Source organism: Skermanella pratensis (assembly GCF_008843145.1).
GTDB classification, from domain to species: Bacteria; Pseudomonadota; Alphaproteobacteria; order Azospirillales; family Azospirillaceae; genus Skermanella; species Skermanella pratensis.
In genome coordinates this window covers 540,550-564,469 of sequence record NZ_CP030265.1, presented here as the reverse complement: position 1 = coordinate 564,469, position 23,920 = coordinate 540,550, and the positions used below count along the sequence as shown (strand labels likewise).

19 protein-coding genes are annotated in these 23,920 nt (G+C 67.4%); 7 read left to right on the top strand and 12 right to left on the bottom strand.

Annotated features, from left to right (window positions below):
• Entirely contained in the window at positions 1-1,053 is a 1,053-nt protein-coding gene (gene cobT, locus DPR14_RS02565; RefSeq protein ID WP_158043770.1) for a nicotinate-nucleotide--dimethylbenzimidazole phosphoribosyltransferase, read from the bottom strand.
• Between the two features lie 132 nt (positions 1,054-1,185).
• Here cobT and cobS point away from each other — a divergent pair, with 132 nt between their 5' ends.
• Positions 1,186-1,980, top strand: a complete 795-nt coding sequence (cobS, locus tag DPR14_RS02560) for an adenosylcobinamide-GDP ribazoletransferase (protein WP_158043769.1) — start codon at positions 1,186-1,188, stop codon at positions 1,978-1,980.
• The gene (locus DPR14_RS02555) at positions 1,977-2,591 is read left to right on the top strand and encodes a histidine phosphatase family protein (RefSeq protein WP_158043768.1); all 615 of its coding nucleotides are present in this window, start codon (positions 1,977-1,979) and stop codon (positions 2,589-2,591) included. Before cobS ends, DPR14_RS02555 begins: the two co-directional genes overlap by 4 nt.
• 3 nt (positions 2,592-2,594) lie before the next feature.
• On the opposite strand, the gene DPR14_RS02550 is transcribed toward DPR14_RS02555, so the two are convergent.
• The 6 genes from DPR14_RS02550 to DPR14_RS02525 form a co-directional block, all read right to left on the bottom strand.
• The gene (locus DPR14_RS02550; protein WP_158043767.1) at positions 2,595-3,551 is read right to left on the bottom strand and encodes a cobalamin biosynthesis protein CobD/CbiB; all 957 of its coding nucleotides are present in this window, start codon (positions 3,549-3,551) and stop codon (positions 2,595-2,597) included.
• A 13-nt stretch (positions 3,552-3,564) separates the two neighbouring features.
• Positions 3,565-4,122 (bottom strand): ankyrin repeat domain-containing protein, encoded by a 558-nt coding sequence (locus DPR14_RS02545; RefSeq protein WP_158043766.1) that lies wholly within the window; start codon positions 4,120-4,122, stop codon positions 3,565-3,567.
• A gap of 105 nt (positions 4,123-4,227) precedes the next feature.
• Complete coding sequence (locus DPR14_RS02540) at positions 4,228-5,430, bottom strand: multidrug effflux MFS transporter (protein ID WP_158043765.1); 1,203 nt, start codon at positions 5,428-5,430, stop codon at positions 4,228-4,230.
• A 69-nt stretch (positions 5,431-5,499) separates the two neighbouring features.
• On the bottom strand, positions 5,500-6,201 hold the full coding sequence (locus tag DPR14_RS02535; RefSeq protein ID WP_158043764.1) for a M48 family metallopeptidase: 702 nt from the start codon (positions 6,199-6,201) through the stop codon (positions 5,500-5,502).
• The gene (locus tag DPR14_RS02530; protein WP_158043763.1) at positions 6,198-7,415 is read right to left on the bottom strand and encodes a multidrug effflux MFS transporter; all 1,218 of its coding nucleotides are present in this window, start codon (positions 7,413-7,415) and stop codon (positions 6,198-6,200) included. The genes DPR14_RS02535 and DPR14_RS02530 overlap by 4 nt, the downstream gene beginning before the upstream one ends.
• A 29-nt stretch (positions 7,416-7,444) precedes the next feature.
• A complete protein-coding gene (locus tag DPR14_RS02525; RefSeq protein ID WP_158043762.1) occupies positions 7,445-8,275 on the bottom strand; it encodes a terminase small subunit in 831 nt (276 codons plus the stop codon).
• 560 nt (positions 8,276-8,835) lie between these two features.
• Between DPR14_RS02525 and DPR14_RS02520 the strand changes: the two genes are divergently transcribed.
• A complete protein-coding gene (locus DPR14_RS02520) occupies positions 8,836-9,834 on the top strand; it encodes an IS110 family RNA-guided transposase (RefSeq protein ID WP_158043700.1) in 999 nt (332 codons plus the stop codon).
• Positions 9,835-10,263: 429 nt separating this feature from the next.
• Here DPR14_RS02520 and DPR14_RS27970 read toward each other — a convergent pair whose 3' ends face one another.
• A complete protein-coding gene (locus DPR14_RS27970; RefSeq protein ID WP_246148744.1) occupies positions 10,264-10,719 on the bottom strand; it encodes a hypothetical protein in 456 nt (151 codons plus the stop codon).
• Positions 10,689-11,084, bottom strand: coding sequence for a hypothetical protein (locus DPR14_RS27965; RefSeq protein ID WP_246148742.1), 396 nt, complete (start codon positions 11,082-11,084; stop codon positions 10,689-10,691). Before DPR14_RS27965 ends, DPR14_RS27970 begins: the two co-directional genes overlap by 31 nt.
• A 225-nt stretch (positions 11,085-11,309) precedes the next feature.
• Here DPR14_RS27965 and bla point away from each other — a divergent pair, with 225 nt between their 5' ends.
• Positions 11,310-12,176, top strand: coding sequence for a class A beta-lactamase (gene bla, locus DPR14_RS02510; protein ID WP_425501035.1), 867 nt, complete (start codon positions 11,310-11,312; stop codon positions 12,174-12,176).
• A gap of 23 nt (positions 12,177-12,199) precedes the next feature.
• Here the strand turns inward: bla and DPR14_RS02505 are convergent, their stop codons facing one another.
• Both DPR14_RS02505 and acnA read right to left on the bottom strand, forming a co-directional pair.
• A complete protein-coding gene (locus DPR14_RS02505; protein WP_158043760.1) occupies positions 12,200-12,619 on the bottom strand; it encodes a hypothetical protein in 420 nt (139 codons plus the stop codon).
• A 322-nt stretch (positions 12,620-12,941) separates the two neighbouring features.
• Positions 12,942-15,650: an aconitate hydratase AcnA gene (gene acnA / locus DPR14_RS02500; protein ID WP_158043759.1), complete on the bottom strand. Its 2,709-nt coding sequence runs from the start codon at positions 15,648-15,650 to the stop codon at positions 12,942-12,944.
• A 485-nt stretch (positions 15,651-16,135) separates the two neighbouring features.
• Between acnA and DPR14_RS02495 the strand changes: the two genes are divergently transcribed.
• The 3 genes from DPR14_RS02495 to DPR14_RS02485 all read left to right on the top strand — a co-directional run bounded on the left by DPR14_RS02495 (position 16,136) and on the right by DPR14_RS02485 (position 21,024).
• A complete protein-coding gene (locus DPR14_RS02495; RefSeq protein WP_158043758.1) occupies positions 16,136-17,272 on the top strand; it encodes an AAA family ATPase in 1,137 nt (378 codons plus the stop codon).
• Positions 17,273-17,292: 20 nt separating this feature from the next.
• Positions 17,293-19,560 carry a S8 family peptidase gene (locus DPR14_RS02490; protein WP_158043757.1) on the top strand — a complete coding sequence of 756 codons (2,268 nt, stop codon included), beginning with the start codon at positions 17,293-17,295 and terminating at the stop codon, positions 19,558-19,560.
• Positions 19,561-19,668: 108 nt separating this feature from the next.
• A complete protein-coding gene (locus DPR14_RS02485; RefSeq protein ID WP_158043756.1) occupies positions 19,669-21,024 on the top strand; it encodes an IS1380 family transposase in 1,356 nt (451 codons plus the stop codon).
• 267 nt (positions 21,025-21,291) lie between these two features.
• Here the strand turns inward: DPR14_RS02485 and acnB are convergent, their stop codons facing one another.
• Positions 21,292-23,880: a bifunctional aconitate hydratase 2/2-methylisocitrate dehydratase gene (acnB, locus tag DPR14_RS02480; protein WP_158043755.1), complete on the bottom strand. Its 2,589-nt coding sequence runs from the start codon at positions 23,878-23,880 to the stop codon at positions 21,292-21,294.
• Positions 23,881-23,920 lie beyond the last annotated feature (40 nt).

Sequence of the window (23,920 nt, the reverse complement as noted above, 5' to 3'; positions counted from 1 at the left end):
TCAGTGGACCTGACCGGCCGACGGCCCGGACGACTGGCCGCTGACGCCGGCCTCGGCGAAGGTGGCCATGCCGGTGTGGCACTCGACCGCCGCCTTCAGGATCGGGATCGCCAGGGCGGCGCCGGAGCCCTCGCCCAGGCGCATGCCGAAGTCGAACAGGGGCTGCTTGCCCAGCTTTTCGATCAGCAGGGCGTGGCCCGGCTCGGCCGAGCGGTGGGCGATCAGGCAGTGGTCGAGGGCGCGCGGGTCGAGCTTCGCCAGGACGGCGGCGGCCGCGGTGCAGGCATAGCCGTCCAGCACAACCGGCGTGCGGGCCAGCCGGGCCGCGACGATGGCGCCGGCGATCGCGGCCAGCTCGTAGCCGCCCAGGCAGCGGAGCGCTTCCAGGGGGTCGGACGAGGCCCCGGGATTGGCGGCGAGGCCGGCGGCCACGGTCTCGACCTTCAGCGCCAGCCCGGTGGCGTCCACCCCGGTGCCGGGACCGACCCAGTCGGCCGGGTCGCCGCCGAACAGCGCGGTGCACAGCGCCGCGGCGGAGGTCGTGTTGGCGATGCCCATCTCGCCCAGGCAGAGCAGGTGGAGCCCCTGCTCCACCGCCATCATGCCGTAGGCCATGGCGCGGGCGCAGCCCTCCTCCGACATGGCGGGTCCGTCGGTGAAGTCCCGGGTCGGGCGGTCCAGGTCCAGCTCGTAGACGCGCAGGTCGGCGTCGGCCACCTCGGATAGCTGGTTCACGGCGCCGCCGCCGTCGATGAAGTTCTGCACCATCTGGGCGGTGACCTCGACCGGATAGGCCGAGACTCCGCGCGCCGCGATGCCGTGGTTGGCGGCGAAGACGCTGACCCGGGGCCGGCGCAGCTCGGGCGGGTGCCTGCCCTGCCACGTCGCCATCCACTGGGCCAGTTCCTCCAGCCGGCCGAGCGAGCCGCGCGGCTTGGTGAGCTGGTTCTGCCGCGCCAGCGCCGCCGTGCCCGCTTCCAGGTCGGGGCCCGGCAAGTCGCGGATCAGGGCGCGGATCTCGTCGAAGGTGACGGCGGGTTGCGGATTGGACATGGCGCTGTCTCGGCTTTGCGGAAATGGGTGTGCGGGAGAGGATCGGGGACGATTCGGGCGGCACCTTGGCAGGAAAGCACGGGCCGGTCAAAAGCCTTCCGAACGGGACTGCCCTGCCTTATACCGGACTCCATGTCCAAGAGTTCCCTCCCCGAAAGTTCCCTGATCGAGGCGTCCGCCCGGCTGGGCGACGAAATCTCCGCCGCCGCGATCTTCCTGACCCGGCTGCCGATCCGATTCGACGGCCCCATGCCGGCGGACCTGCACGGGCGGGCGCTCGGCTGGTATCCCGTGATAGGGGCGGGAATCGGGCTGGCCGCGGGCGCCGTCTACGCCGCCGCGACCCTGCTGGGCCTGACCTCCATGGCCGCGGCGCTGCTGGCCCTGGGCTTTCAGATCGCCGTGACGGGTGCGCTTCACGAGGACGGGCTGGCCGACGTGGCCGACGGCTTCGGCGGGGGGCGCGACAAAATGGCCAAGCTCGCCATCATGCGCGACAGCCGCCTGGGCAGCTACGGCGTGCTGGCGCTGCTGTTCTCGGTCGGGCTGCGCTGGTCGACGCTGGCGGCGCTGGCCGACCCGCTGCCCGTCGCGGCGGCGCTGATCGGGGCCGGCGCGCTGTCTCGGGCGATGGTGCCGGCCGTCTACGGCTATCTCGACCCGGCGCGGACCGACGGGCTGGCGGCGGGGCTGGGAGCGCCGCCGGGCACCCGGATCGCCATGGCGCTGGCGCTCGGAACCTGCCTGGCGGGACTGGCCCTGGGACCGGCGGCGCTGCCGGTGCTGGCGGCGGCGATCGTCGCGGCGCTGGCGATCGCCGAACTGGCGCGGGCGCAGATCGGCGGCCATACCGGCGACGTGCTGGGCGCCTGCCAGCAGGGGGTGGAGATCACCGTGCTGCTGGTCCTGGCGGCGATCCTGATATGAGTGGCGTCACCCGCTGGTGGCTGGTGCGCCACGCCCCGGTGATCAATCCGGAGGGCAGGATCTACGGCCGGCTCGACGTGGCGGCGGACTGCGGCGACGCCCGGGCGTTCGAGGCCCTTGCCCGGCTGCTGCCGTCCGGCGCGGTGCGGATGGTGACGACGCTGTCCCGGACCCGGCGGACCGCCGAGGCGGTCTGGCGCGCCGGAACGGACCTGGTCGTCGAGGCGGGGCTGCTGGAGCAGGATTTCGGCGCGTGGCAGGGGTTCAGCCATGACGAGCTGGCGGCTCGGGACCATGACGGGCGGATCGCCCGGTTCTGGGAGGCTCCCGCGACGGCCCGCCCGCCGGGCGGCGAGAGCTTCGAGCAGGTGGTGTCTCGGGTCGCCCTGGCGCTGGAGCGGAACTCGGAATCCCATGCCGGGCGGGACGTGGTGGCGATCTGCCACGGCGGATCGATCCGGGCGGCGTTGGCGGTGGCGCTGGGAATCTCCCCGGCGGCGGCGCTGTCGTTCCAGATCGATCCCCTGTCGGTGACCCGGATCGACCATATCCCGCTGGGCGGGGAGAAGCCCGCCTGGCGGATCGTCGGCGTCAACCGGCCGCCCCTTTAGGGTTCAGAAGTAATGCAGCGCCGCCGCGCCGGCGCCGGCGAAGCCGGCCAGCAGGAGGCAGGCGACGGCATAGAGCGCCAGGGCGGGCCTGATGTCGGCCGGGACCGCGCGGGCGCGGCCCTCGCCGATCCAGGGGGCGCGGACCATCACCTCCCCCTCCCGGCGGGGGCCACCGAGCGAGAGGTCCAGCGCGCCGGCGATCGCGGCGACCGGCGCCGGCACGGCGGCGGCGAGGGTGCGGGCCGCCTCGGCGGTCCGGGTCCGGGGAACGAAGGGACAGGCCAGCACCAGCAGCAACCCGGTCAGGCGGGCCGGAACCCAGCCCAGCGCGGCGTGCAGGCGCGCCGTCGCCCAGCCGAACCGATCGTGCCGCGGTCCCCGGTCGCCGATCGCCCGGTCGAGGGCATCCACCGCCGTCCACAGCAGGATGCCGGGCAGGCCGGCCAGCGCGTACCAGACGGCGGGCGCCACCACCCCGCCGTCGAGCGCGCGGGCCGCCCCCTCGACCGCGGCCCGGACGACCCCGTGCTCGTCCAGGGTGAGGGCGTGGCGGTCGGTCAGGTCCCGGACGGCGTCGCGCCCCGCGGACAACCCTTTCCATTCGAGTGCCCGCATGGTGGTGCGCAGCCGGTTCCACGGCCGCCGGACCTGGAGCGCGCCGGCGACGACCGCCAGTTCCACCGCGTAGCCGTAGGGCAGCGGCCGGAGCGCCACCACCAGGGCCAGCCCGGCGGCGACGGCCAGGACGGCGAACAGGGCGGCGACCAGCAGGCCGCGGACGAGGCGGGCCCGGGGGCTCCGGTTGAGGCGGTTGAGCCGCCGGTCGAACCAGTCGGCCGAGCGCAGGGCCAGCCGCCGGGGCAGGCCGAGCACCCCGTCCACCACCGGCCAGTCGCCGGCCAGCGCCGCGAGCGCCAGCGCGATCGGCAGGAGGAGCAGCGACTCGGCGCCACCGGGCATCGGGCCGCCGGGGTCAGCGGGCGCCGGCTTGGCGCAGCGCCGCGATGACCCGCTGGCTTCGACCGTCCTGCGCCCAGTCGAGCGCGTTGCGCCCGGTGAAATCCGCCTGGTCCACCTTCGCCCCGGCGGCCAGCAGTTTCTGGACCGCTTCGAGCTTGCCGGTGCGGGCGGCCTCCATCAGCGGGGTGGCGCCCTGCCGGTTCTCCTGGTCGGTCCGGGCACCGCCCTTCAGCAGCAGGTCGATCACGGTCGCGTCGCCCTGCCCCGCCGCCCAGAAGAGCGGGCCGTTGCCGCTCTTGTCGGCCTGGTTGGGATTCGCCTTGTTCTCCAGCAGGAGCTGGACCATGTCGGCGTTGGACGCGGCCACCGCGTAGATCAGCGGGGTCTTGCCGTTACCGTCGGCGGTATTGGCGCTGGTGCCCTTGACCAGCAGGGAGCGCATGGCCTCGTAGTTGTTCTCGACCGCCGCCTTGATGATCGGCGGCGCCTGGAACAGCACGGTCTGCGCACCCGCCGGGGCGGGAACCGCCAGGGCGAGAGCGAGCAGGCACGCGGCCAGTATCTTCTTCATGGCGTGTTCTTCCGTCGCTGAAGGGGTACCGCTGTGCGGCCGGGGCGAGTGTAGCCAATCCGCCCGGCCGTCCGCCACCGTCGATCGGTACTTCAGGTCGGCGGATCAGGTCGGCGTCGGTGCGGCGGATCGTCCGGCGATCAGCAGCCGATAGGAGGCCGCGGCCGCCAGCGCGCCCACGCAGACCGAGGCCATCATGGGGACCTGGGTCCCGTCCTGGAGATATCCGACGAGGATGCCCGATGCCGCCGCCAGCCCCATCTGGGTGAAGCCCATCAGGGCCGAGGCCGTCCCGGCCATGGTCGGGAACGGCCCCAGCCCGCCGGCCTGGGCGTTGGGCATCAGAAGCCCGGCCCCGATCATGAAGCCGAACATGGGCGCCAGGATCGCCGCCGTGTGGTCCACCCGCGCCACCGCCAGCCCCAGCCCGGCGAGGCCGCACAGCCCGGACAGGGTCGAGCCGGCCCCGATCAGCCGGTCCACCCCGAGCCGCCGGGTCAGCCGGCCGGCGCTGAAGGTCCCGACCATGAAGCCCACGACGATCACCCCGAAGGCCATGCCGTAGCGTTCCGGCGACAGGCCGAACTGCTCGATCAGCACGAAGGACGAGCCGGAGATGAAGGCGAACATCCCGCTGTAGATCGCCGCCAGGCACAGGGTATAGCCGGCGAAGGTCCGGCTGCGCGCCAGCGACGCGTAGTTGGAGACCAGCCGCCGGGGCATCAGCGCCGTGGGATCGCGCCGCCGGTTGGTCTCCTCCAGCATCAGCCAGACGGCGGCCAGGATCGCGACGCCGAAGCCGGTCAGGAACACGAAGTTGGTCCGCCAGCCGAACAGCACGGTCAGGTAGCCGCCGATCGCCGGCCCGACCGCCGGGGCCAGCGCCATGGCCATCGCCATGTAGGCCAGGACCGAGGCCGCCCGCTCCCGCCCGTAGACGTCGCGCACGACGGCGCGCCCCAGGACCGGGCCGCAGCACGACCCCAGCGCCTGGAAGAAACGCGCCGCGATCAGCTGCTCGATCGAGCCGGCGAGCGTGCAGGCGGCGCTGGCGACCACGAAGACCGCGATGCCGCCGATCAGCACCGGCCGCCGCCCGAACCGGTCGGACAGCGGCCCGTAGACGAGCTGGGACACCGCGAAGCCGACGAGGAAGACGCTGAGCGTCAGCTGCACCGTCGCGATGTCGCTGCCGAACACGCGGACCAGCGTCGGCAGCGACGGCAGGTAGAGATCGGTGGAGAGCGGCCCGAACGCTACCAGCAGGGTCAGCAGGACGGCGATCGCTCGGCTGTCGGGGCGGGGCATGGCGGCCTTGGGGGCAGGGGTCAGAAGTCAGAAGTCAGAAACCAGAAACCAGAAGTCGGGGGATTCGGGTCAGCCGAAGCGCAGGAGCGAGGCACCGTTGGCCTTGAGCCAGGCGCGCGGGGCCTCGACCTCCGGCGTCAGGGTGGCGACCAGCGCCCAGAAGCGGCTGCCGTGGTTCATCTCCCGGAGATGGGCGACCTCGTGGGCCACGACATAGTCGAACACGGCTTCGGGCGTCAGGATCAGCCGCCAGGAGAAGGACAGCCGGCCGGAGGAGGCGCAGCTTCCCCAGCGGCTGCGGGTATCGCGCACGGTCACCGCGGCGACCCGCTTGCCGATGGTCGCGGCCTTGGCACGGGAACGGCGCGCCAGCTCGGTCCGGGCTTCCTGCATCAGGAAGTCGCGCACCCGGCGGGCGACGAACTCGGGCTCGCCGCCGACCCGGATCTCCCCGGAGGTCCTGTGCGTGGCGCCCCGGTAGCCGGCGGCATGGCGGATCACGTGGTCGATGCCGAGCACCGGGACGGTGGAGCCCTCGGCGAAGGGCCGGCGCGGCGGCATTGCGGCGAGACGGCCGCGCACCCATTCGGCGTGCCGCCCGACGAAGCGCGCGGCCTCCGCCTCGCTGACGCCGACCGGGACGACGACCTGGATGACGTCCCTGCCGGGATCGACCCGAAGCGTCAGCCGGGTCGCCCGCACGCTCTCCCGCAGTTCCAGCGCCGCGGCCGGCAGGCCGGTGACCACCAGCGGGCGCGCCCGGGTGGTCATGGCGCCGCTCCCGGTCGGGTCCCGGAGGAACCGCGGCGGCACCAGACCAGCCGCCAGTAGAGCCCGTAGCCGACCAGGGCGAACGCCAGCAGCGCCAGCGCCGGGGCCAGGGCGGTCCCGTCGCTGAGGCGGGCGACCGCGATGCTGCCGACCGTCCCGACCGCCATCTGCATGAACCCCATCAGGGCGGACGCGGCCCCCGCGATCCGGGGGAACGGGCTCATGGCGCCGGCCATGGAATTGGGCAGCGCGATTCCCATTCCCATCGTCCACAGCGCCATGGGGCCGATCACGCTGGCGATGGTAATGATGTGGACGAGGCTGAAGGCCAGCATCAGCCCGGCCCCGCCGACCACCATGGCCGTGCTGATCATGATCATGCGGTCGATGCCCAGGCGCCCGACCAGCCGGTTGGCGGCGACGCCGCCGATCAGGTAGCCCACGACGGTGATGCTGGTGGTCCAGCCGTACTGTTCCGGCGACAGCCCGATCAGGTCGATGAAGATGAAGGGCGCCACGGCATAGAAGGTGAACAGCCCGCCCAGCGTCACGGCGCCGACCGCCATGTAGCCGACATAGCCGCCGTGGCGCATCAGGTCGGCGTAGTTGGAGGCCATGCGGGACGGGCGAAGGGCCTGGTAGTCCGGCACGGGGTTCGTCTCCGGCATGCGGAACGCGACGACGACCAGCAGCACCAGCCCGAAGGCGCCGAGCACGGCGAAGATCGCGTGCCAGTCGAACCAGACCTGGAGATATCCGCCGAGCACCGGCCCGATCGCGGGCGCCACGGCCAGCGCCATGCCGATGAAGGACAGCACCCGCGCCGCCTGCTCCCGGGTATAGATGTCGCGGACCATGGCCCGGCCCAGCGCGGGACCCGCGGCGGCGCCCAGCGCCTGGACCAGCCGGGCCGCGATCAGCGTCTCGATGTCGTCGGCGAGTCCGCAGCCGACCGACCCGGCGATGAACACGACCAGCCCGAGCAGAAGCACGCGCCGCCGGCCGAACCGGTCCGACAGCGGCCCGTAGACCAACTGCCCGACCGCGAATCCGGTGAGATAGATGCTGAGGGTCACCTGGACCATGCCCGCCGTGGTGTCCAGCGCCTGGGCGATGGTCGGCATGGACGGTGCGTACATGGACATGGTGAGCGGGCCGAGCGCCGTGATCGCGGTCACCAGCAGCGTCATGGCGGAGGAACGGGTATCGGGCATGGGCGCTGTTATAGAGGGGCCGGCGCGTTTTACCAATGGCCGTGCGGGTCGCTGGCGGGGGTGGCAGGCATGCCGAAGGACTCCTTGAGGTGCGCGGCCAAGTCGGACCAGGACAGGCCGGCGATCTCTTCCGGAAGGTCGTCCAGCAGGTCGGGCGGAAGCTGGTCGGCCGAAAGTCCGTCCAGGAAGCCGGCCAGGATATCGGGCGGAAGCTCGGCCTTGAGCGCCTCGACGAAGCCGGCGGGCAGGCAGTCCGGGTCATTGTCCGATGGCGTCGAAAGGTCATCATCGGTCACTACGGCGGCGGTCACCGCGGCGTCGGTCACCGCGGCGTCGGTCACCGGGGTATCGGTCACTGGGGCATCGCTTACTGCGGCGTCCCGAGGCGCGGGGGTGGAGGCGACTTCCGGGGAGAGATCGAGGCCGTCCATCCACTCCGCGGGATCGGGAGCCAGGATCTCCGCGTCGGCATCCGGGGAGGGACGGTGATCGTGGAAGTGATGGGCGATGTGCCGGTCCTGGATCACGCCGAGCAGCTTCAGGCGGAACTGGATCGCGCGCAGCGCCAGCGCCGACCGCCCCTTCTCCATGGAGTCGGCGATGATGGTTTCGACCAGGGCGGCGGCGCGGTCGAGTTCGGCTTGATGCATCGCGCGGCGCCCGGCGCGGATCCGGTCGATGCGGACGCGGATTTCCGGCTGGTTCATCAGGAAGTGACCGCGCTGCTTCGCCCCCTTCGGCGAATAACCCGCCCGCCGGGCCGCCTCCGCCGCCGCGGTACCGGCGGCCACGGCCTGGCAGAAGAGCTCCTGGCGGTCTGCGAGCCGGACGGCGGGAGAGGAAGCGGCGGGTTCGATCATGGCGGCACGCCTTTGAGGGAAAGGTGATTTAAAGGATATTTATCCTATTATTAGGATGGTTTCAAGGCTGTTGCGGGGTTGCGCTCGGACAATCGACCTAGCGGCCATGGAAGATGGTAAGACGCGCGATGAATATGGGCCGTTGGTGCGGACGAGGGATATCGGGGTCAGACCCAACGCCGATCATGGTGCCCGCGGTGCGGAAGCCAATTTGTTTCAATGAGGTCCGGGCATTTGTGCCAGGAGAGAGCCCGACGTTAGAGCGGGACCCGATCAGGTTGAACCGCTCCGGTCCATGCAGCCTGTCGTTCCGCTCGCCGCGTTGCGCATTGTTGGGCCATGGGCCCAACCTTGTCTTTTGGTGACGTTGTATAGAGGTTTTGTCGGGGGGAACCGGGTGCCCCGTCAGGAGCACCCGGTTCACGGGGTCAGGACACTGAGCCCAACCAAGGTTAGGCACCGCACGTAGCAGAGTGCCTGCCCCGAGCCCTCGGCGTTTCTCGCACAGTTGCCAGGCGCCGTGCTTTTGGCCGGACGCCGCAGACAAGGACGAGTTCACCATGTCTTGCCAATCCTACTGCATCGGGATCGATGCCTCCAAAGCCTATCTTGACACCTGCGGCGTGCCGGGCCGCGGCGCGTGGCGCCTTCCCAACACGGCCGAGGGCCACACCGCCCTCGCGACGGTGCTGGGCGCGCTGCGCGCGGGCGGCGACGAGGTGCTGGTCATGATGGAAGCGTCGGGCGGCTGCGAGCGCGAACTGCACCACGCCCTGGCCCGGGCCGATGTGCCGGTCGCCGTCGTCAATCCCAAGTGGGCGCGTGACTTCGCCCGCTCGACCGGCCAGCTGGCGAAGACCGACCGGGTCGACGCCCGGATGCTCCAGGCCTTCGGCGAGGCCACCCGTCCCCGCCCGACGCCGGTCCCGGAGCCGTTGCGCGCCGAGTTGATCGAGATGCTCGACTACCGCGACCAGATCCTGGCCGAGATCGTCGCGCGCGGCCATCAGCTCAAGCACCTGCGCGGCGACTTCATGCGCCGGCGCGCCGAGACGGCGCTGGAAGCGCTGCGCACCGAGGCCGACACCCTGGCCTGGATGATCGAGGCGAAGCTGAACGACGACCCGGGGCTGCGGCAGCGGGCCGCCCTGCTGCGCAGCTTCCCCGGGGTCGGGCCGCTGAGCGCGGCCATGCTGGTGGTCCACATGCCCGAGTTGGGCAGCCTGACCGGCCGGCAGGCGGCCAGCCTGGCCGGCCTGGCGCCGTTCGCCCGCGACAGCGGCACCCTGCGCGGGGTGCGCACGATCTTCGGCGGCCGGGCCAAGGTGCGCCGGGCGTTGTTCCACGTCGGCCGGGTCGGCCTGCGCCACAACGCCACGCTCAAGGCCTTCTATGACAGCCTGAAGGGACGCGGCAAGCCGGGCAAGGTGGCGCTGGTCGCCTGCATGCGCAAGGCGCTGGTGATCCTCAACGCCCTGCTCCGGACGGGCCGGCCCTGGGTGGCGGAGTACGCCGCCGACGGGCCGCCGGCCGAAGCCGCCTCCGCCACGGCATCCTGAGCCCCATCCCTTTGTTCGACCGGCGGCACCATCCCTCCGTCCCGACCTGAGGGTCCAGCGGGCGGCGGGCGGAGCGGCGGTCAAGGAGGGCCGAAGGCCACCGCGGAGCGGCGCGCAGCGTCCTTGATGGCCGCTCCGCCCGCCGCCCGCTGGACCGAGGTGGGGGCGGCCAAGAGCACGTCCGACAACCGCCGCGGCAAACCGCTGACGGCGGCGTCTTCCCGTGACCATGCATGCTGCTTGAAGTTGTATATCCACACCCAACGATGCGGCTCACAAAAACAGTTGCTACGGTTCGATGCAGGGCGGAGGTGATGCAGGTCGTCGATCGTAGGTTGAGCCCGTGGCCCAACGCATCGGTTCGGCCGCCCCGGGCGGATCGACCTGATCGGGCACAGCCCTAAATGCGCGCGATCCGCAGGTATTCCTTCACCCGCACGTCGCGCCAGCCTTCGTCCCGGTCACAGCCGGAGGCGCGGGCCCAGCGGCAGGCGTCGAGCGCTTCGGTCCTGCCGTCGGCGGCCCGGGCGCGCAGGTCGGGGGGACGGACGCCAGAACCGCCGCCGCGATCTCCGGAGACGGGGACGGGCCGTCGCGCAGCCAGTCCTCCGCCTGCCGGAACCCGTCTCGGCACATCAGGGCGATCATGTAGTCGCAGGCCGACTGCATCCCCGGCTTCAGACGGCCCGGGCTGGCCGAGATCATCGGCAGCAGCGGGGCGAGGGACGGCACCAGATGGTTGGCGTAGATCGCTGCTCCCCAGTAGGACTGGGCCGTGGCCCGGAAATGCTCGATGTCGCGCACCGGGACCAGTCCGGACTCCGCGATCGGCAGGATCTCCACCTTCGGTTTCGTCACCACGACGGTGTCGTTGGAGACGTCCACGTACAGTCCGCCGAACTGGATGGCGTTCTGGAAATACTGACCGCGCAGGACGCCCCAGACCGTTCGGACGATTCCCCCTGCGCCACGAAGTCACGAAGGATCCGGTCCACGTCCGTGGCCGGTTCCTTGACGCGCCCGGCCAGCCGGGAGAACAGGTCGCTGTTGATTTCCGTGCACCTTCCGTACGGGTAAGGCTTTCCGGCCGCCGCCGCGAGCCTGGGCGCCAGAACCGCGTCGGTCTCCGCCCGCAATGCCAGGAAATAGTCCATCAGGGCGCCGATGCGGCCGGACAGATGCGCTTCGGTCAGTGCTGCCTGCCGTTCGTCCACGGGAGCGATCTGCTGGGGCAGTAGGGGCATGGGCATCCCGGTGAATCTCGGAACAGGTATCTTTCGTGCGCGAGGATAGCGCGATGCCGGCGGCGGCGATACGCCGGTCGCAGGATCCTCACGGATGTTTGCCGTATGCGGCGCGGTCGTCTATCTTCCCGCGCGTCGGCAATTCAAGGATGCAGAAACGCCGGCGGACATTATCAAAGTTGCTTGGAGTGCGAAATGCGGCTGACGCTGACGCGGCGTGGTTTTTCGGCGATGGTCGGTTCCCTGTTGGCTGGAGGCGCGGTCGTGCGTCCGGGCATCGCCTTTGCGGCGCCGGGGAGCGGGGAAGACTTGGCCGGAAAGCTGACCGAAGTCGAACGGAGGCTGGGCGCCCGGTTTGGGGCCGACATCCTGGATACCGAATCGGGGCGCCGCTGGGCCCATCGCGCGGAAGAGCGCTTTCCCCTGTGCAGCACGTTCAAGGCGATCGCCTGCGGGGCCGTGCTTGCGAAGGTGGACGCGGGGCGGGAGGATCTGGAGCGGCGCATCCGGTTCGAGGCCGGCGATGTCGTGACATACTCCCCCGTGACCCAGGACAGGGTCGGCGGCGACGGAATGACGCTCGCGGAAATCTGCGAGGCGGCCATGACCCGGAGCGACAACACGGCCGGCAACATCATCCTGGACAGTCTCGGCGGGCCTGCCGGGGTGACCGAATTCGCGCGGTCGCTCGGAGACACCGTGACCCGCCTGGACCGGTGGGAAACCGACCTGAACGAGGCGACGCCCGGCGATCCCCGCGACACCACGTCGCCGGCCGCCATGGTCGCCAACCTGGAGTCGCTCGTCCTGGGGGACACCCTGTCCCGACCGTCTCGCGACCGGCTGACGGCGTGGCTGGTGTCGAACAAGACAGGGGACGCGAAGCTGCGCGCGGGCCTGCCGAAGGATTGGCGGATCGGCGACAAGACGGGCGGAGGCGACCATGGAACGATGAACGACGTCGCCGTGATCTGGCCTCCCGGCCGGAAGCCGGTGATCGTGAGCATCTACATGACGGAGACGAAGGCGTCTTTCGACGACCGCAACGCGGCCATCGCGGAGATCGGCCGGGCGCTGAGGACCACGCTCGGGGCTTGAGCCCACCCTTCGGCCGGTCGGGGTCAGTCGTCGTCCGGCTCGGTGCCGGTCAGCAGGGCGTGGATGCGGCGGCCCAGGGCGGTCAGGTCGTTGCCCCTGGCGTTGAACAGGCCGTGCAGCCGCGCCATGCCCGCTTCGTCCGGGGTGAAGGCCTCGACTCCGCCGGGCAGCGAGTCCGAGTAGTTCCAGGTGAAGGCAGGGGCCGCCGGGTCCCAGACCTCGGTGCGCTCGGGACCATGCGGCCGGGCGACCCAGGCGCGGGAACCGGCCGCTTCGGCCTTGTAACGGACGCCGAAGAAGCGACTGCCGGACAAGGCGCCGACGGCGGCGATGGCGAAGGGGAGATCGGCCGCGTCGGGGAAGCGCTCCGCGGTCATGCGGGAGATCATTTCGGCGAACCGGCGACGCTTTTCCTCCGCCGGCATACCGTCGAGGACGGGCATGACCGTTGCTCCTTGCCTTGTTGGCGCGCTGTCATGGGCATCCCGGCATGAGCCCCACGCAGGGGAGAGTCAATGCGGCAACTTGGCCGCGACCTGCGGCTTCCTAAGTTCGATCGGCCGGAGCGAAGCGGCAGAGCCTTATGCGGAGGGGCGGCGTCCCGCCGCCCGTGGTGCGCGGGACGCGCACCCTCCAAGCTGTCGGTGCGGAGTCATCAATGGTCATTGTCAAATTGCTCGATATCGGACTTAAACCATGCAAAAAACCCCGCGGCTCGACGCCGCGGGGCCTTTCCAGGTCGATACTTCGGTCGAAGCCGGAGGCTTACGCCGCCTGCTTCATCATGCTGCGCAGCACGTACTGAAGGATGCCGCCGTTCTTGTAGTATTCGACCTCGTCCAGGGTGTCGATGCGCAGGGTGACCTGGATCGTCTCGGACGTGCCGTCGGCGCGGGTGATCTTGACGTCGATGTCCTTGCGCGGGGTCAGGCCCGCCTCGACGCCGGTGATGTCGAAGATCTCCGTGCCGTCCAGCTTCAGGCTCTGGCGCGACATGCCGTCCTTGAACTGGAGCGCCAGGATGCCCATGCCGATCAGGTTGGAGCGGTGGATGCGCTCGAAGCTCTCGGCGAGCACGGCCTTGACGCCCAGCAGGCGGGTGCCCTTGGCCGCCCAGTCGCGGGACGAGCCGGTGCCGTACTCCTTGCCGGCCACCACGACCAGGGGCGTGCCCTCGTCGGCGTAGCGCATGGCGGCGGTGTAGATCGGCATCACCTCGCCCGACGGGACGTACCTGGTGACGCCGCCCTCGGTGCCGGGGACCATCTCGTTCTTGATGCGGATGTTGGCGAAGGTGCCGCGCATCATGACTTCATGGTTGCCGCGGCGGGCGCCGTAGCTGTTGAAGTCGGTCGGACGCACCTGGTAGCCCAGCAGGTATTCGCCGGCGGGGCTGTCCTTCTTGATCGAGCCGGCCGGGGAGATGTGGTCGGTGGTGATCGAGTCGCCCAGGAGCGCCAGCAGGCGGGCGTCATGGACGTCGGAGACCGGCTGCGGCTCGGGCTTCATGTCCTCGAACAGCGGCGGCAGCTTGACGTAGGTCGAGCCCTCGGCCCAGTTGTAGGTCTGGCCGGTCGCGGTGGCGATGCTGCGCCACTCCTCCGGGCCGGCGAACACGTCGCTGTAGCGGTCGCGGAACATCGCCGGGGTCAGGGACGCCTGGATCGTGTCGGCGATCTCCTGGTTGGTCGGCCAGATGTCCTTCAGGTACACCGGCTGGCCGTCGCTGCCCGTGCCGATCGGATCGTTGACCAGATCGACCTTGACGTTGCCGGCCAGCGCGTAGGCGACGCAGAGCGGCGGCGACGCGAGGTAGTTGGCGCGGGTGTGCGGGTTGACGCGGCCTTCGAAGTTGCGGTTGCCCGACAGGACGGCGGCGACCACGAGGTCACCCTCCTCCACCGCGGCGGAGATCGCCTCCGGCAGCGGGCCGGAGTTGCCGATGCAGGTGGTGCAGCCGTAGCCGACCAGGTTGAAGCCCAGCTTGTCCAGATAGGTGTCCAGGCCGGCGGCGGCGAGATAGTCGGTGACCACCTGGCTGCCCGGGGCCAGCGAGGTCTTGACCCATGGCTTGGAGGTCAGGCCCTTCTCGACCGCCTTCTTGGCGACGAGGCCGGCGGCGACCAGCACGCTGGGGTTCGACGTGTTGGTGCAGGACGTGATGGCGGCGATCACGACGTCGCCTTGGCGGAGGCTGTAGTCGGCGCCCTTGACCGGCGTCGCCTTGTCGATGTCGGCGGCCGGGACCTTGAAGGCGGTGGCCAGGTCGCTGGTGAAGGTCTGCGCCATCGAAGACAGCAGCACCTTGTCCTGCGGGCGCTTCGGACCGGCGAGCGACGGCTCGACCGAGGCGAGGTCCAGTTCCAGCACGTCGGTGAAGACCGGCTCCGGCGAGCCCGGCTCGGCCCACATGCCCTGGGCCTTGGCGTAGGCCTCGACCAGCGCCACGCGATCGGCGTCGCGGCCGGTGAAGGTCAGGAACTTGATGGTCTCGGCATCGATCGGGAAGATGCCGCAGGTGGCGCCGTATTCCGGGGCCATGTTGGCGATCGTCGCGCGGTCGGCGAGCGGCAGGTCGGCGAGGCCGGGGCCGAAGAACTCGACGAACTTGCCGACGACGCCCTTCCTGCGCAGCATCTGGGTGACGGTCAGCACCAGGTCGGTCGCGGTGGTGCCTTCCTTCAGCTTGCCGGTCAGCTTGAAGCCGACGACCTCGGGGATCAGCATGGAGATCGGCTGGCCGAGCATGGCCGCCTCCGCCTCGATGCCGCCGACGCCCCAGCCCAGCACCGCCAGGCCGTTCACCATGGTGGTGTGGCTGTCGGTGCCCACGAGGGTGTCGGGGTACGCGACGGTGTTGCCGGTGGCCTGGTCGGTGTCGGTCCAGACGGTCTGAGCCAGGTACTCGACGTTGACCTGGTGGCAGATGCCGGTGCCGGGCGGCACGACGCGGAAATTGTTGAACGCGGTCTGGCCCCAGCGCAGGAAGGCGTAGCGCTCCTGGTTGCGCTCGAACTCCAGCTCGACGTTCTTCTTGAAGCTGCCGGGACCGCCGAACTCGTCCACCGTGACCGAGTGGTCGATGACGAGGTCGACCGCGCAGAGCGGGTTGATCCGCGACACTTCGCCGCCGAGCGTCTTCACCGCCTCGCGCATGGCGGCGAGGTCCGCCACGGCGGGAACGCCGGTGAAGTCCTGCATCAGGACGCGGGCCGGACGGTAGGCGATCTCGGTGTCGCTCCGGCGATCCTTCAACCACCGGGCAACGGCCTTGACGTCGTCGACCGAGACCGTGCGCCCGTCTTCGAAGCGCAGCAGGTTCTCGAGCAGGACCTTCAAGGAGAACGGGAGCGTGGAGACATCGCCCAGGCCGGCCTGCTCGGCCGCTTTCAGGCTGAAGTAATCGTACGACTTGCCACCCACGTCGAGGGTGCGGCGGGTCTTGAGCGTGTCATGACCGGTGAATGTTGTCACGGGAACTCCTCCATTGCTTTGCAACCGGCGGAGGTTTGGATCGACATGTGACCGAAACCTTATTTTGCGTTGCAATGATTTAGCGCAGAATCGGCACGCTGGCAAACGGCAGCGGTGTGCAAGTGGTATTACCAACGGACCGAGTTGTGGAAAATTTACTCAGCACCATGCGATAGCGTTCACATCAGAAGCCCCGTTATGAAAGAGCCCCTGCGGATTATCCTGGCGGGGATTTGCGGTCGCCCTCGGAGCAGCACGAGGCCGAGCCGTTCGGTTTGTCCCAGATGTCGGCTGCGTAGATGGCATCAATCTCGAAAAGCCGCAGATTGGCGATCCGGGTTTCAATAACCTAAACCTAATGCCGGATTAGAGCGAGCGCGTGAGCCAGGAAATCCTGGGTGGACTAAATGCTCTCTTGATTCCATAAAGCAGTCCATGTCATAGGATCAACAGACCGTCGCCATTCCGGCTTTCCGATGTCATCGATGGACGATATGAGTGAATATCAGGACGTTCTAGTCCAGCTTGCGCGGCTGGGGCTCGCCGGGCGTCCCCAGGATGTACAGGCCTATCTGAGGCGTGTGATCCGCCGGCTTGGCCCCGAGGACGTGCAACTGGCAAGCTCACTTGGCACATTACTGGCAGCGTCGCCGTCTCGATCAAATCCGATGCGTGATGCTGGCGCGGGCCTGCTCCCAATCGACGCCGATTCGAGACTGAGCCTCCTTCGGCACGAGTATCCAGTAGCACTGACTGAGACTCCCATATTGTCAACAGTCCTGCGAAACCGCCTTGAATATGTGATCGAAGAACGGCGACATCTCGGGGAACTTGCAAGCCAAGGATTGTCGGCAACACGGACACTGCTGTTTGTTGGACCGCCTGGCGTCGGCAAGACCTTGTGCGCTCGCTGGCTAGCCGAGCGCCTGGACCGCCCTCTTCTGATTCTCGACCTTTCTACAGTGATGAGCAGTTATCTGGGCAAGACTGGCGCTAATCTGCGTAGTGTCCTCGATTACGCCAAGAGCATTGATTCGATATTGCTTCTCGACGAGTTCGATGCGATTGCCAAAAAGCGCGACGATGAAGGCGAGGTTGGCGAACTTAAGCGACTGGTAACGGTCCTGCTTCAGGAGATCGATGACTGGCCGGATACCAGCCTGATGGTTGCGGCGACGAATCACGGCGAGATGTTAGACCCCGCGTCGTGGCGGCGCTTCGACGACATCCTGCACTTCGAGATGCCAGGAGAAGATCTGAGAATTAACGCCATTTGCAGGGCTTTCGGAGATGATTCCGGAAAGGTGGAGTCCTGGACACCTGTTCTTGCCCGTGTATGGGATGGCCAGTCATTCAGCGACATCGTGCGGACTGTGCGCCGAATTCGGCGTCAGGCAACAGTCCAACGCCGTTCCATCAATGACACTCTACTAGAAGCCCTAGAAAATGAACTGAAGCAAGCAACTTTTTCAGTTAAACGGGAAGCCGCGCGAAAGCTGCACGAGAGCGACGTCTCCGATCGCAAGATCCACGAAATTACCGGCCTTTCTCGCGATACCTTGCGTAAGATGTGGCGGATGGCTGGCGACACACGTCCTACATCGAATTCTGATAACATTTGACCTCAAGAAAGAATTGCATCATGGCAGCACCGAGATACTTGATTGGGGGTGGCGAGCAATTAGCGGAAGAAGTGGCTCGGCCTGGGCGGGACATGTCCGAGAAAGCCCATCCCTACACCTTCGAAACGGCTCGGAGCCGTTTGGCGTCCCAGGTGCGTGAAACCGGCAACCAGTTGAGGGCCTTGCCACCGCTCGCCTGTCCCGACGGAATAGGGGTAATCTCTGTCACACTGCACCCGGCCTACCTCGCCAAAAGTTACCACCCCGGCAAATTGTTCGACGACCTCGATATGCATCCGGTCGGCAGTCGGGCCGTTCATATCGTTCCCGAAACCGTGACGGGCAAACAGTCGAAAACGTTGCCACAGCCAGCTCCCCAGTACTTTGTGTCCACCTCGGTGGATGGATTGACGGCGTGGGCCAATGCGATCGAACTATGGAAACCGGCGGAGGTGCCTGCCAACCAGTTCCGTCGTGTCGAACAGGTGTCGGCGCTTAATGAGCAACGCCTAAAGCCAATTCCAGAGGCAGAGCGAATTGCCGGCCAGGACTTGCCCCTTGAGGTGGTACTGCATGGTCAGCCGACAGATCATAACGGCTTTATTCTGCACGGATTCGAAGAGTACGTCCGGTCCCTTGGCCTTGACGTCGATCTGCAAAGGCGACGTCATGTCGGGGGGCTTTGTTTCCTACCAATGCGTGCGCCTTATGAGAGGCTGGACGACATCGTCAAGTTTTCCTTTCTGCGGGCGCTACGGCGCATGCCGCGTCTTGTTCCTCTCGACCCTTTTGTGCGAGGGCAGTTTCCAGGCTTCCGCGTGACACTCCCCGAATCGGGGGTGATGGCTCCTGATCTGTCGGTTGCCATATTCGACGGAGGTTTGCCGGACAACCATGGACTTGATCCTTGGGTAACGCTGTATGAACCGGCGGGTGTCGGCAATCCCATACCTGGGTACCAACGCCATGGCTTAGCCGTCACTTCGGCATTCCTGTTCGGCCCTATCGTCCCAGGGCATGCTTTGCCATGCCCATTGGCCAAGGTCGATCATTGGCGAGTGCTGGGAACAAAGGTTGCCCAGGATGACTTTGAACTCTACTCAGTTCTAAGCCAGATCGAAAACGCTGTAGAATCCCGACACTATGACTTCATCAATATCAGCCTTGGCCCAGATAGCGCCATGGAGGACGACGATGTCAATGCCTGGACTTCGACCCTGGACAGTCTGCTAGCCCATGGCGAAACAGTCGCCACCGTGGCCTGTGGAAACAATGGAGAGGGAGATCACGATCTTAAGCTTAACCGTGTGCAACCGCCGTCTGATGGGGTCAACATGATCGGAGTGGGCGCCAGTGACCGTCAGGGAGCGGCTTGGATGCGGGCATCCTACAGTGCAATCGGCCCTGGCCGCAGCCCTGGTTACGTTAAACCTGATATTCTTGCCTTCGGTGGTTCACATGCCAATCCGTTTCTCGTCCTTGATGATTTCAATCCCGAAACCGCCTCCGGCGACATGGGAACCAGTTTTTCGTCACCTCTGACAATGCGTGCCGGAGTCGGAATTCGGACGCAGTTCGAAGAGACCTTGTGGGCACCGACGATCAAGGCCTTGCTGGTCCAGCATGCCAACCCTGCCGAACATGGGCGCGAGGAGGTTGGCTGGGGGCGACTATCCCATGATGTTGATGATCTCGTGCTGTGCAATGATGGAGAGGCTCACATCATTTTTCAGCGACAGATGCCTTTGACGGGCGCAGTTCGTTTATATCTACCTGTACCCAAAGGACTTAAAGGCGACATCAATTTAAAAGCTACTTTTTGTTTCTATAGCGAAATCGACCCTGAGGATTCATTGAATTATACGCGAGCAGGACTGGAGGTAACATTCCGCCCAGATACTCTGAAATTAGGCAAGCCCTACTTGAAGGATGGGCGTTTGATTACACCCAAGACACCGCCATCGGACTCCTTCTTTGGGCCTGCGGATTTTTATTCCTCAGAAGTGGAGCGACGTCAGGATGCTCATAAATGGGAGACCACACGAAGTGCCAGCAGGACGAAACGCAGTAGCTCGCTCAACCAACCCGCATTCGACGTTACCTATCTTGCCCGTGAGCATGGACATCATGGAACCCGGAACCCACAGGTGCGGTTCGGTCTGGTACTGACGCTGAGAAACCGAAATGCACCGGATCTTTACGAGCGCATCGTAACCGAGTACCGCCCACGCTTGCAGCCTCTGCGACCCAGGACTTTGGTGCCAATTCGTCTTCCCCCGCGGCAATGACACTAGCCCGGATTATTCACGAAGGCGGTGGGTGTGGCGCGAGCCCCTGAGCGGGCGTAGGATTTGGTTGTCAACGCCAATCCGAGCCCGCGGGAGCGCCCACCCACCTTGACGGAAGATACGCTTATCCTGCCCAGCCTGTCACCGCTTGGTGACAAGCCGATTTCAGCCGTCATCGACGACCGGTGCACCTCCGCCGATGGCGGCCTCCTGCTGTTCCAGGAGGTCGAACGACGCCTGAACCTTGCGGACCGCTTGGCGGCTTGCCTGCGGGATCCGCGGCAGCCGGGGAAGATTACCCATCGGCTCGATGAGATCCTGCGGTTTCGCATGCTGGCGATTGTCGCCGGCTATCCCGACGGCAATGACTGCGACGTGCTGCGCGGCGATCCCGTCTTCAAAATGGCGCTCGACCGGCCACCGGTTACGGGACCGGCCCTGTGCTCCCAGCCGACCGTCTCCCGCATCGAAAACATGCCGCGGCGCACCGAACTCTATCGCATGGCCCAGGCGATGCTCGACCTGTACTGCGATAGTTTCCCGATCGTCCCTAACCACCTCACCCTGGATCTCGATGAAAGCTTTGATCGGGTCCACGGCGAGCAGCAACTGCGCAAGTTCAACGCCTATTACGATGACTGGGGCTTTCTGCCGCTCCACATCTTCGACACCAGCGGCCGGCTGGTCGTGTCCGTGCTGCGGGAGGCGGCGACGCCGAGCGGCCGCGAGATCCTGGCCCTGGTGAAGCGGGTGGTCGGCCATCTGCGCGAGCGGTTCCCGCGGGTCCGGATCCGTCTGCGCGGCGACAGCCACTATGCCTGTCCGGAAGTGATGAGCTGGTGTGAGGCCAACGGCCTGGAGTACATCTTCGGCCTGTCCGGAAACGCCACCCTGGCGGCCTGGGTCCAGACGATCGAAGCGCGTATGGGCGCGCGCTATGCCACGCGCCGCGCGGCCGAGCCAGCTGGGTTCAAGCTGCGCCGCTACATGGATTTCCAGGGTGGGGCCAAGTCCTGGAAATGCCAGCGCCGGATCGTCGCCCGGGTCGAAGCCGGACCTGACGGGGTCGACACCCGCTACATCGTCACCAACCTGACCGACCGCCGGGCGCAGCGGCTCTACGAGCGGAAATACTGCCAAAGGGGCCGGATGGAGAACCTGCTGAAGGCCCATAAGCTTCACCTGGCCTCCGATCGGACCTCCTGTACGAGAGCCTGCGCTAACCAAGTCCGGCTCTTTCTGCATGGGGCCGCCTATTGGTTGCTCTGGACGTTCCAGAGCCTCATGCCGAAGCGCTCGCCCTGGCGCGTGGTTCAGTTCGATACCCTCCGGAACAGGCTGATCAAGCTCGTCACCGAGGTCACCGAAACGGCCGATCGCATTCGAATAGCCCTGGCCCCGGTGTTCCCGGTCGAGGATATCCTCACCGTCGTCTCGACGCGCCTCGCCCGGTTCGTCACCTGAGCGCCGGGCGATGTGCCCGCACCCAGGAACCCGTCCCCGCAACCCCAAACCCGCCGCCCCATCTCGCCATCAAGACCCGGCCGCACGGACATCGGAAAACCTACAATTGAACTACCGCCAGGAGAGCATCACCCTATCCGCTTCGCTGGTGAATAATCCGGGATAGCAGGTCTCCGGTACTGGTATTAGGGAAGACTCAAATACTGTTCATGCTAACAGCCCCCGCCGGTTTCCCGGCGGGGGCTGCCGCGCACGTATCCGATCCGGTCAGGCGACCGCGACCGTGTCCGCGACCTCGCGGAAGGCAGGGATCTGGTCGAAGTTCATGTAGCGGTAGATGTCGGCGGCCTTCTGGTTGACGATCTCCACCTGCTCCATGTACTCGGCCACGGTCGGGATCCTGCCCATCAGCGCGCACACCGCGGCCAGCTCGGCCGAGCCGAGATAGACGCGGGTGTCGATGCCCAGGCGGTTCGGGAAATTGCGGGTCGAGGTGGACATGGCCGTCGAGCCCTTGCGGATCTGCGCCTGGTTGCCCATGCACAGCGAGCAGCCCGGCATCTCCATCCGCGCGCCCGACTTGCCGAGGACGCTGTAATAGCCCTCCTCGTTCAGGATCATGGCGTCCATCTTGGTCGGCGGCGCGATCCACAGCCGGGTCGGGATGTCGGACTTGCCGTCCAGCACCTTGCCGGCGGCGCGGAAGTGGCCGATGTTGGTCATGCACGAGCCGATGAAGACCTCGTCGATCACATCGCCCGCGACCTCCGACAGCGGCTTGACGTCGTCCGGATCGTTCGGGCAGGCGACGATCGGCTCCCGGATGTCGGCCAGGTCGATCTCGATGACGGCGGCGTACTCGGCGTCGGCATCGGGTTGCAGGAGCTGCGGATCGGCGATCCAGGCCTCCATCGACTTGATGCGGCGCTCCAGCGTGCGGCGATCCTGGTAACCGTTGGCGATCATCCAGCGCATCAGCGTGATGTTGGAGCGCATGTACTCGATGATCGGCTCCTCGTTGAGGCGCACCGTGCAGGCGGCGGCGGACCGTTCGGCCGATGCGTCGCTCAGCTCGAACGCCTGCTCGACCTTCAGGTCGGGCAGCCCCTCGATCTCCAGGATGCGGCCGGAGAAGATGTTCTTCTTGCCCTTCTTCTCGACCGTCAGCAGGCCCTGGCGGATGGCGTAGAGGGGGATCGCGTTGACCAGGTCGCGCAGCGTGACGCCCGGCTGCATGGTGCCGGTGAAGCGCACCAGCACGCTTTCCGGCATGTCCAGCGGCATCACGCCGGTGGCGGCGGCGAAGGCCACCAGGCCGGAGCCGGCCGGGAAGGAGATGCCGATCGGGAAGCGCGTGTGGCTGTCGCCGCCGGTGCCGACGGTGTCGGGCATCAGCAGGCGGTTCAGCCAGGAGTGGATGACGCCGTCGCCCGGCCGCAGGGACACGCCGCCGCGGGTGGCGATGAAGGCCGGCAGCTCGTGGTGCATCTTCACGTCCACCAGCTTGGGATATGCGGCGGTGTGGCAGAAGGACTGCATCACGAGATCGGCGGAGAAGCCCAGGCAGGCCAGGTCCTTCAGCTCGTCCCGGGTCATCGGGCCGGTGGTGTCCTGCGAGCCGACGGTGGTCATCCTCGGCTCGCAATAGGTGCCGGGACGGATGCCCTGGCCTTCCGGCACGCCGCAGGCGCGGCCGACCATCTTCTGGGCCAGCGAAAAGCCCTTGCCGCTGTCGGCCGGGGCCGACGGCAGCCGGAACAGGGTGGACGGCCCCAGGCCCAGCGCCTCGCGGGCGCGGGCCGTCAGGCCGCGGCCGATGATCAGCGGGATGCGGCCGCCGGCCCGGACCTCGTCGAAGATCACGTCGGACTTGACCTTGAACTCGGCGATCACCTCGCCGTCCTTCAGGGCCTTGCCTTCATAGGGGCGCAGCTCGACGACGTCGCCCATCTCCATCCCGGAGACGTCCAGCTCGATCGGCAGCGCGCCCGCGTCCTCCATGGTGTTGTAGAAGATCGGCGCGATCTTGCTGCCCAGGCAGACGCCGCCGAAACGCTTGTTCGGGACATAGGGGATGTCGTCGCCGGTCCACCAGAGCACGGAGTTGGTGGCGGATTTGCGCGAGGAGCCGGTGCCGACCACGTCGCCGACATAGGCCACCAGATTGCCCTTGGCCTTCAGCGACTCGAGCTGCCTTACCGGGCCGCGGGCGCCGGGCTCGTCCGGCTCGATGCCGGGGCGGGAGTTCTTCAGCATGGCGAGCGCATGCAGCGGGATGTCCGGGCGCGACCAGGCGTCGGGGGCCGGCGACAGATCGTCGGTGTTGGTCTCCCCGGTCACCTTGAAGATGGTCACGGTGAGGCTTTCCGGAACCTCCGGACGCGAGGTGAACCACTCGGCATCGGCCCAGGACTGCATCACCGCCCTGGCGTTGGCGTTGCCCTGGTCGGCCAATTCCTTGACGTCGTGGAAATAATCGAACATGAGGAGGGTCGTCTTCAGCCCCTCCGCCGCGGCCGCGCCGCATTCGGCGTCGGCCAGCAGGTCGATCAGCGGCTTGATGTTGAAGCCCCCGAGCATGGTGCCGAGCAGTTCCGTCGCCTTGACCCTGGAGATCAGCGCGCAGGACTCCTCCCCCTTGGCGACCTGGGCCAGGAAGGCGGCCTTGACCTTGGCGGCATCGTCGACGCCCGCTGGCACGCGGTAGGTCACCAGATCGACCAGGAACCGCTCCTCGCCCGCGGGAGGCGTCTTCAGCAGGCCGATCAGTTCCTCGGTCTGCCTGGCGGACAGCGGCAGCGGCGAAATCCCGAGTGCGGCACGCTCAGCGGCATGCTGGCGATAGGCTTCAAGCACGGCTAGATCCTCTCTATTAGGTTTATTGCCAGGTTTATTG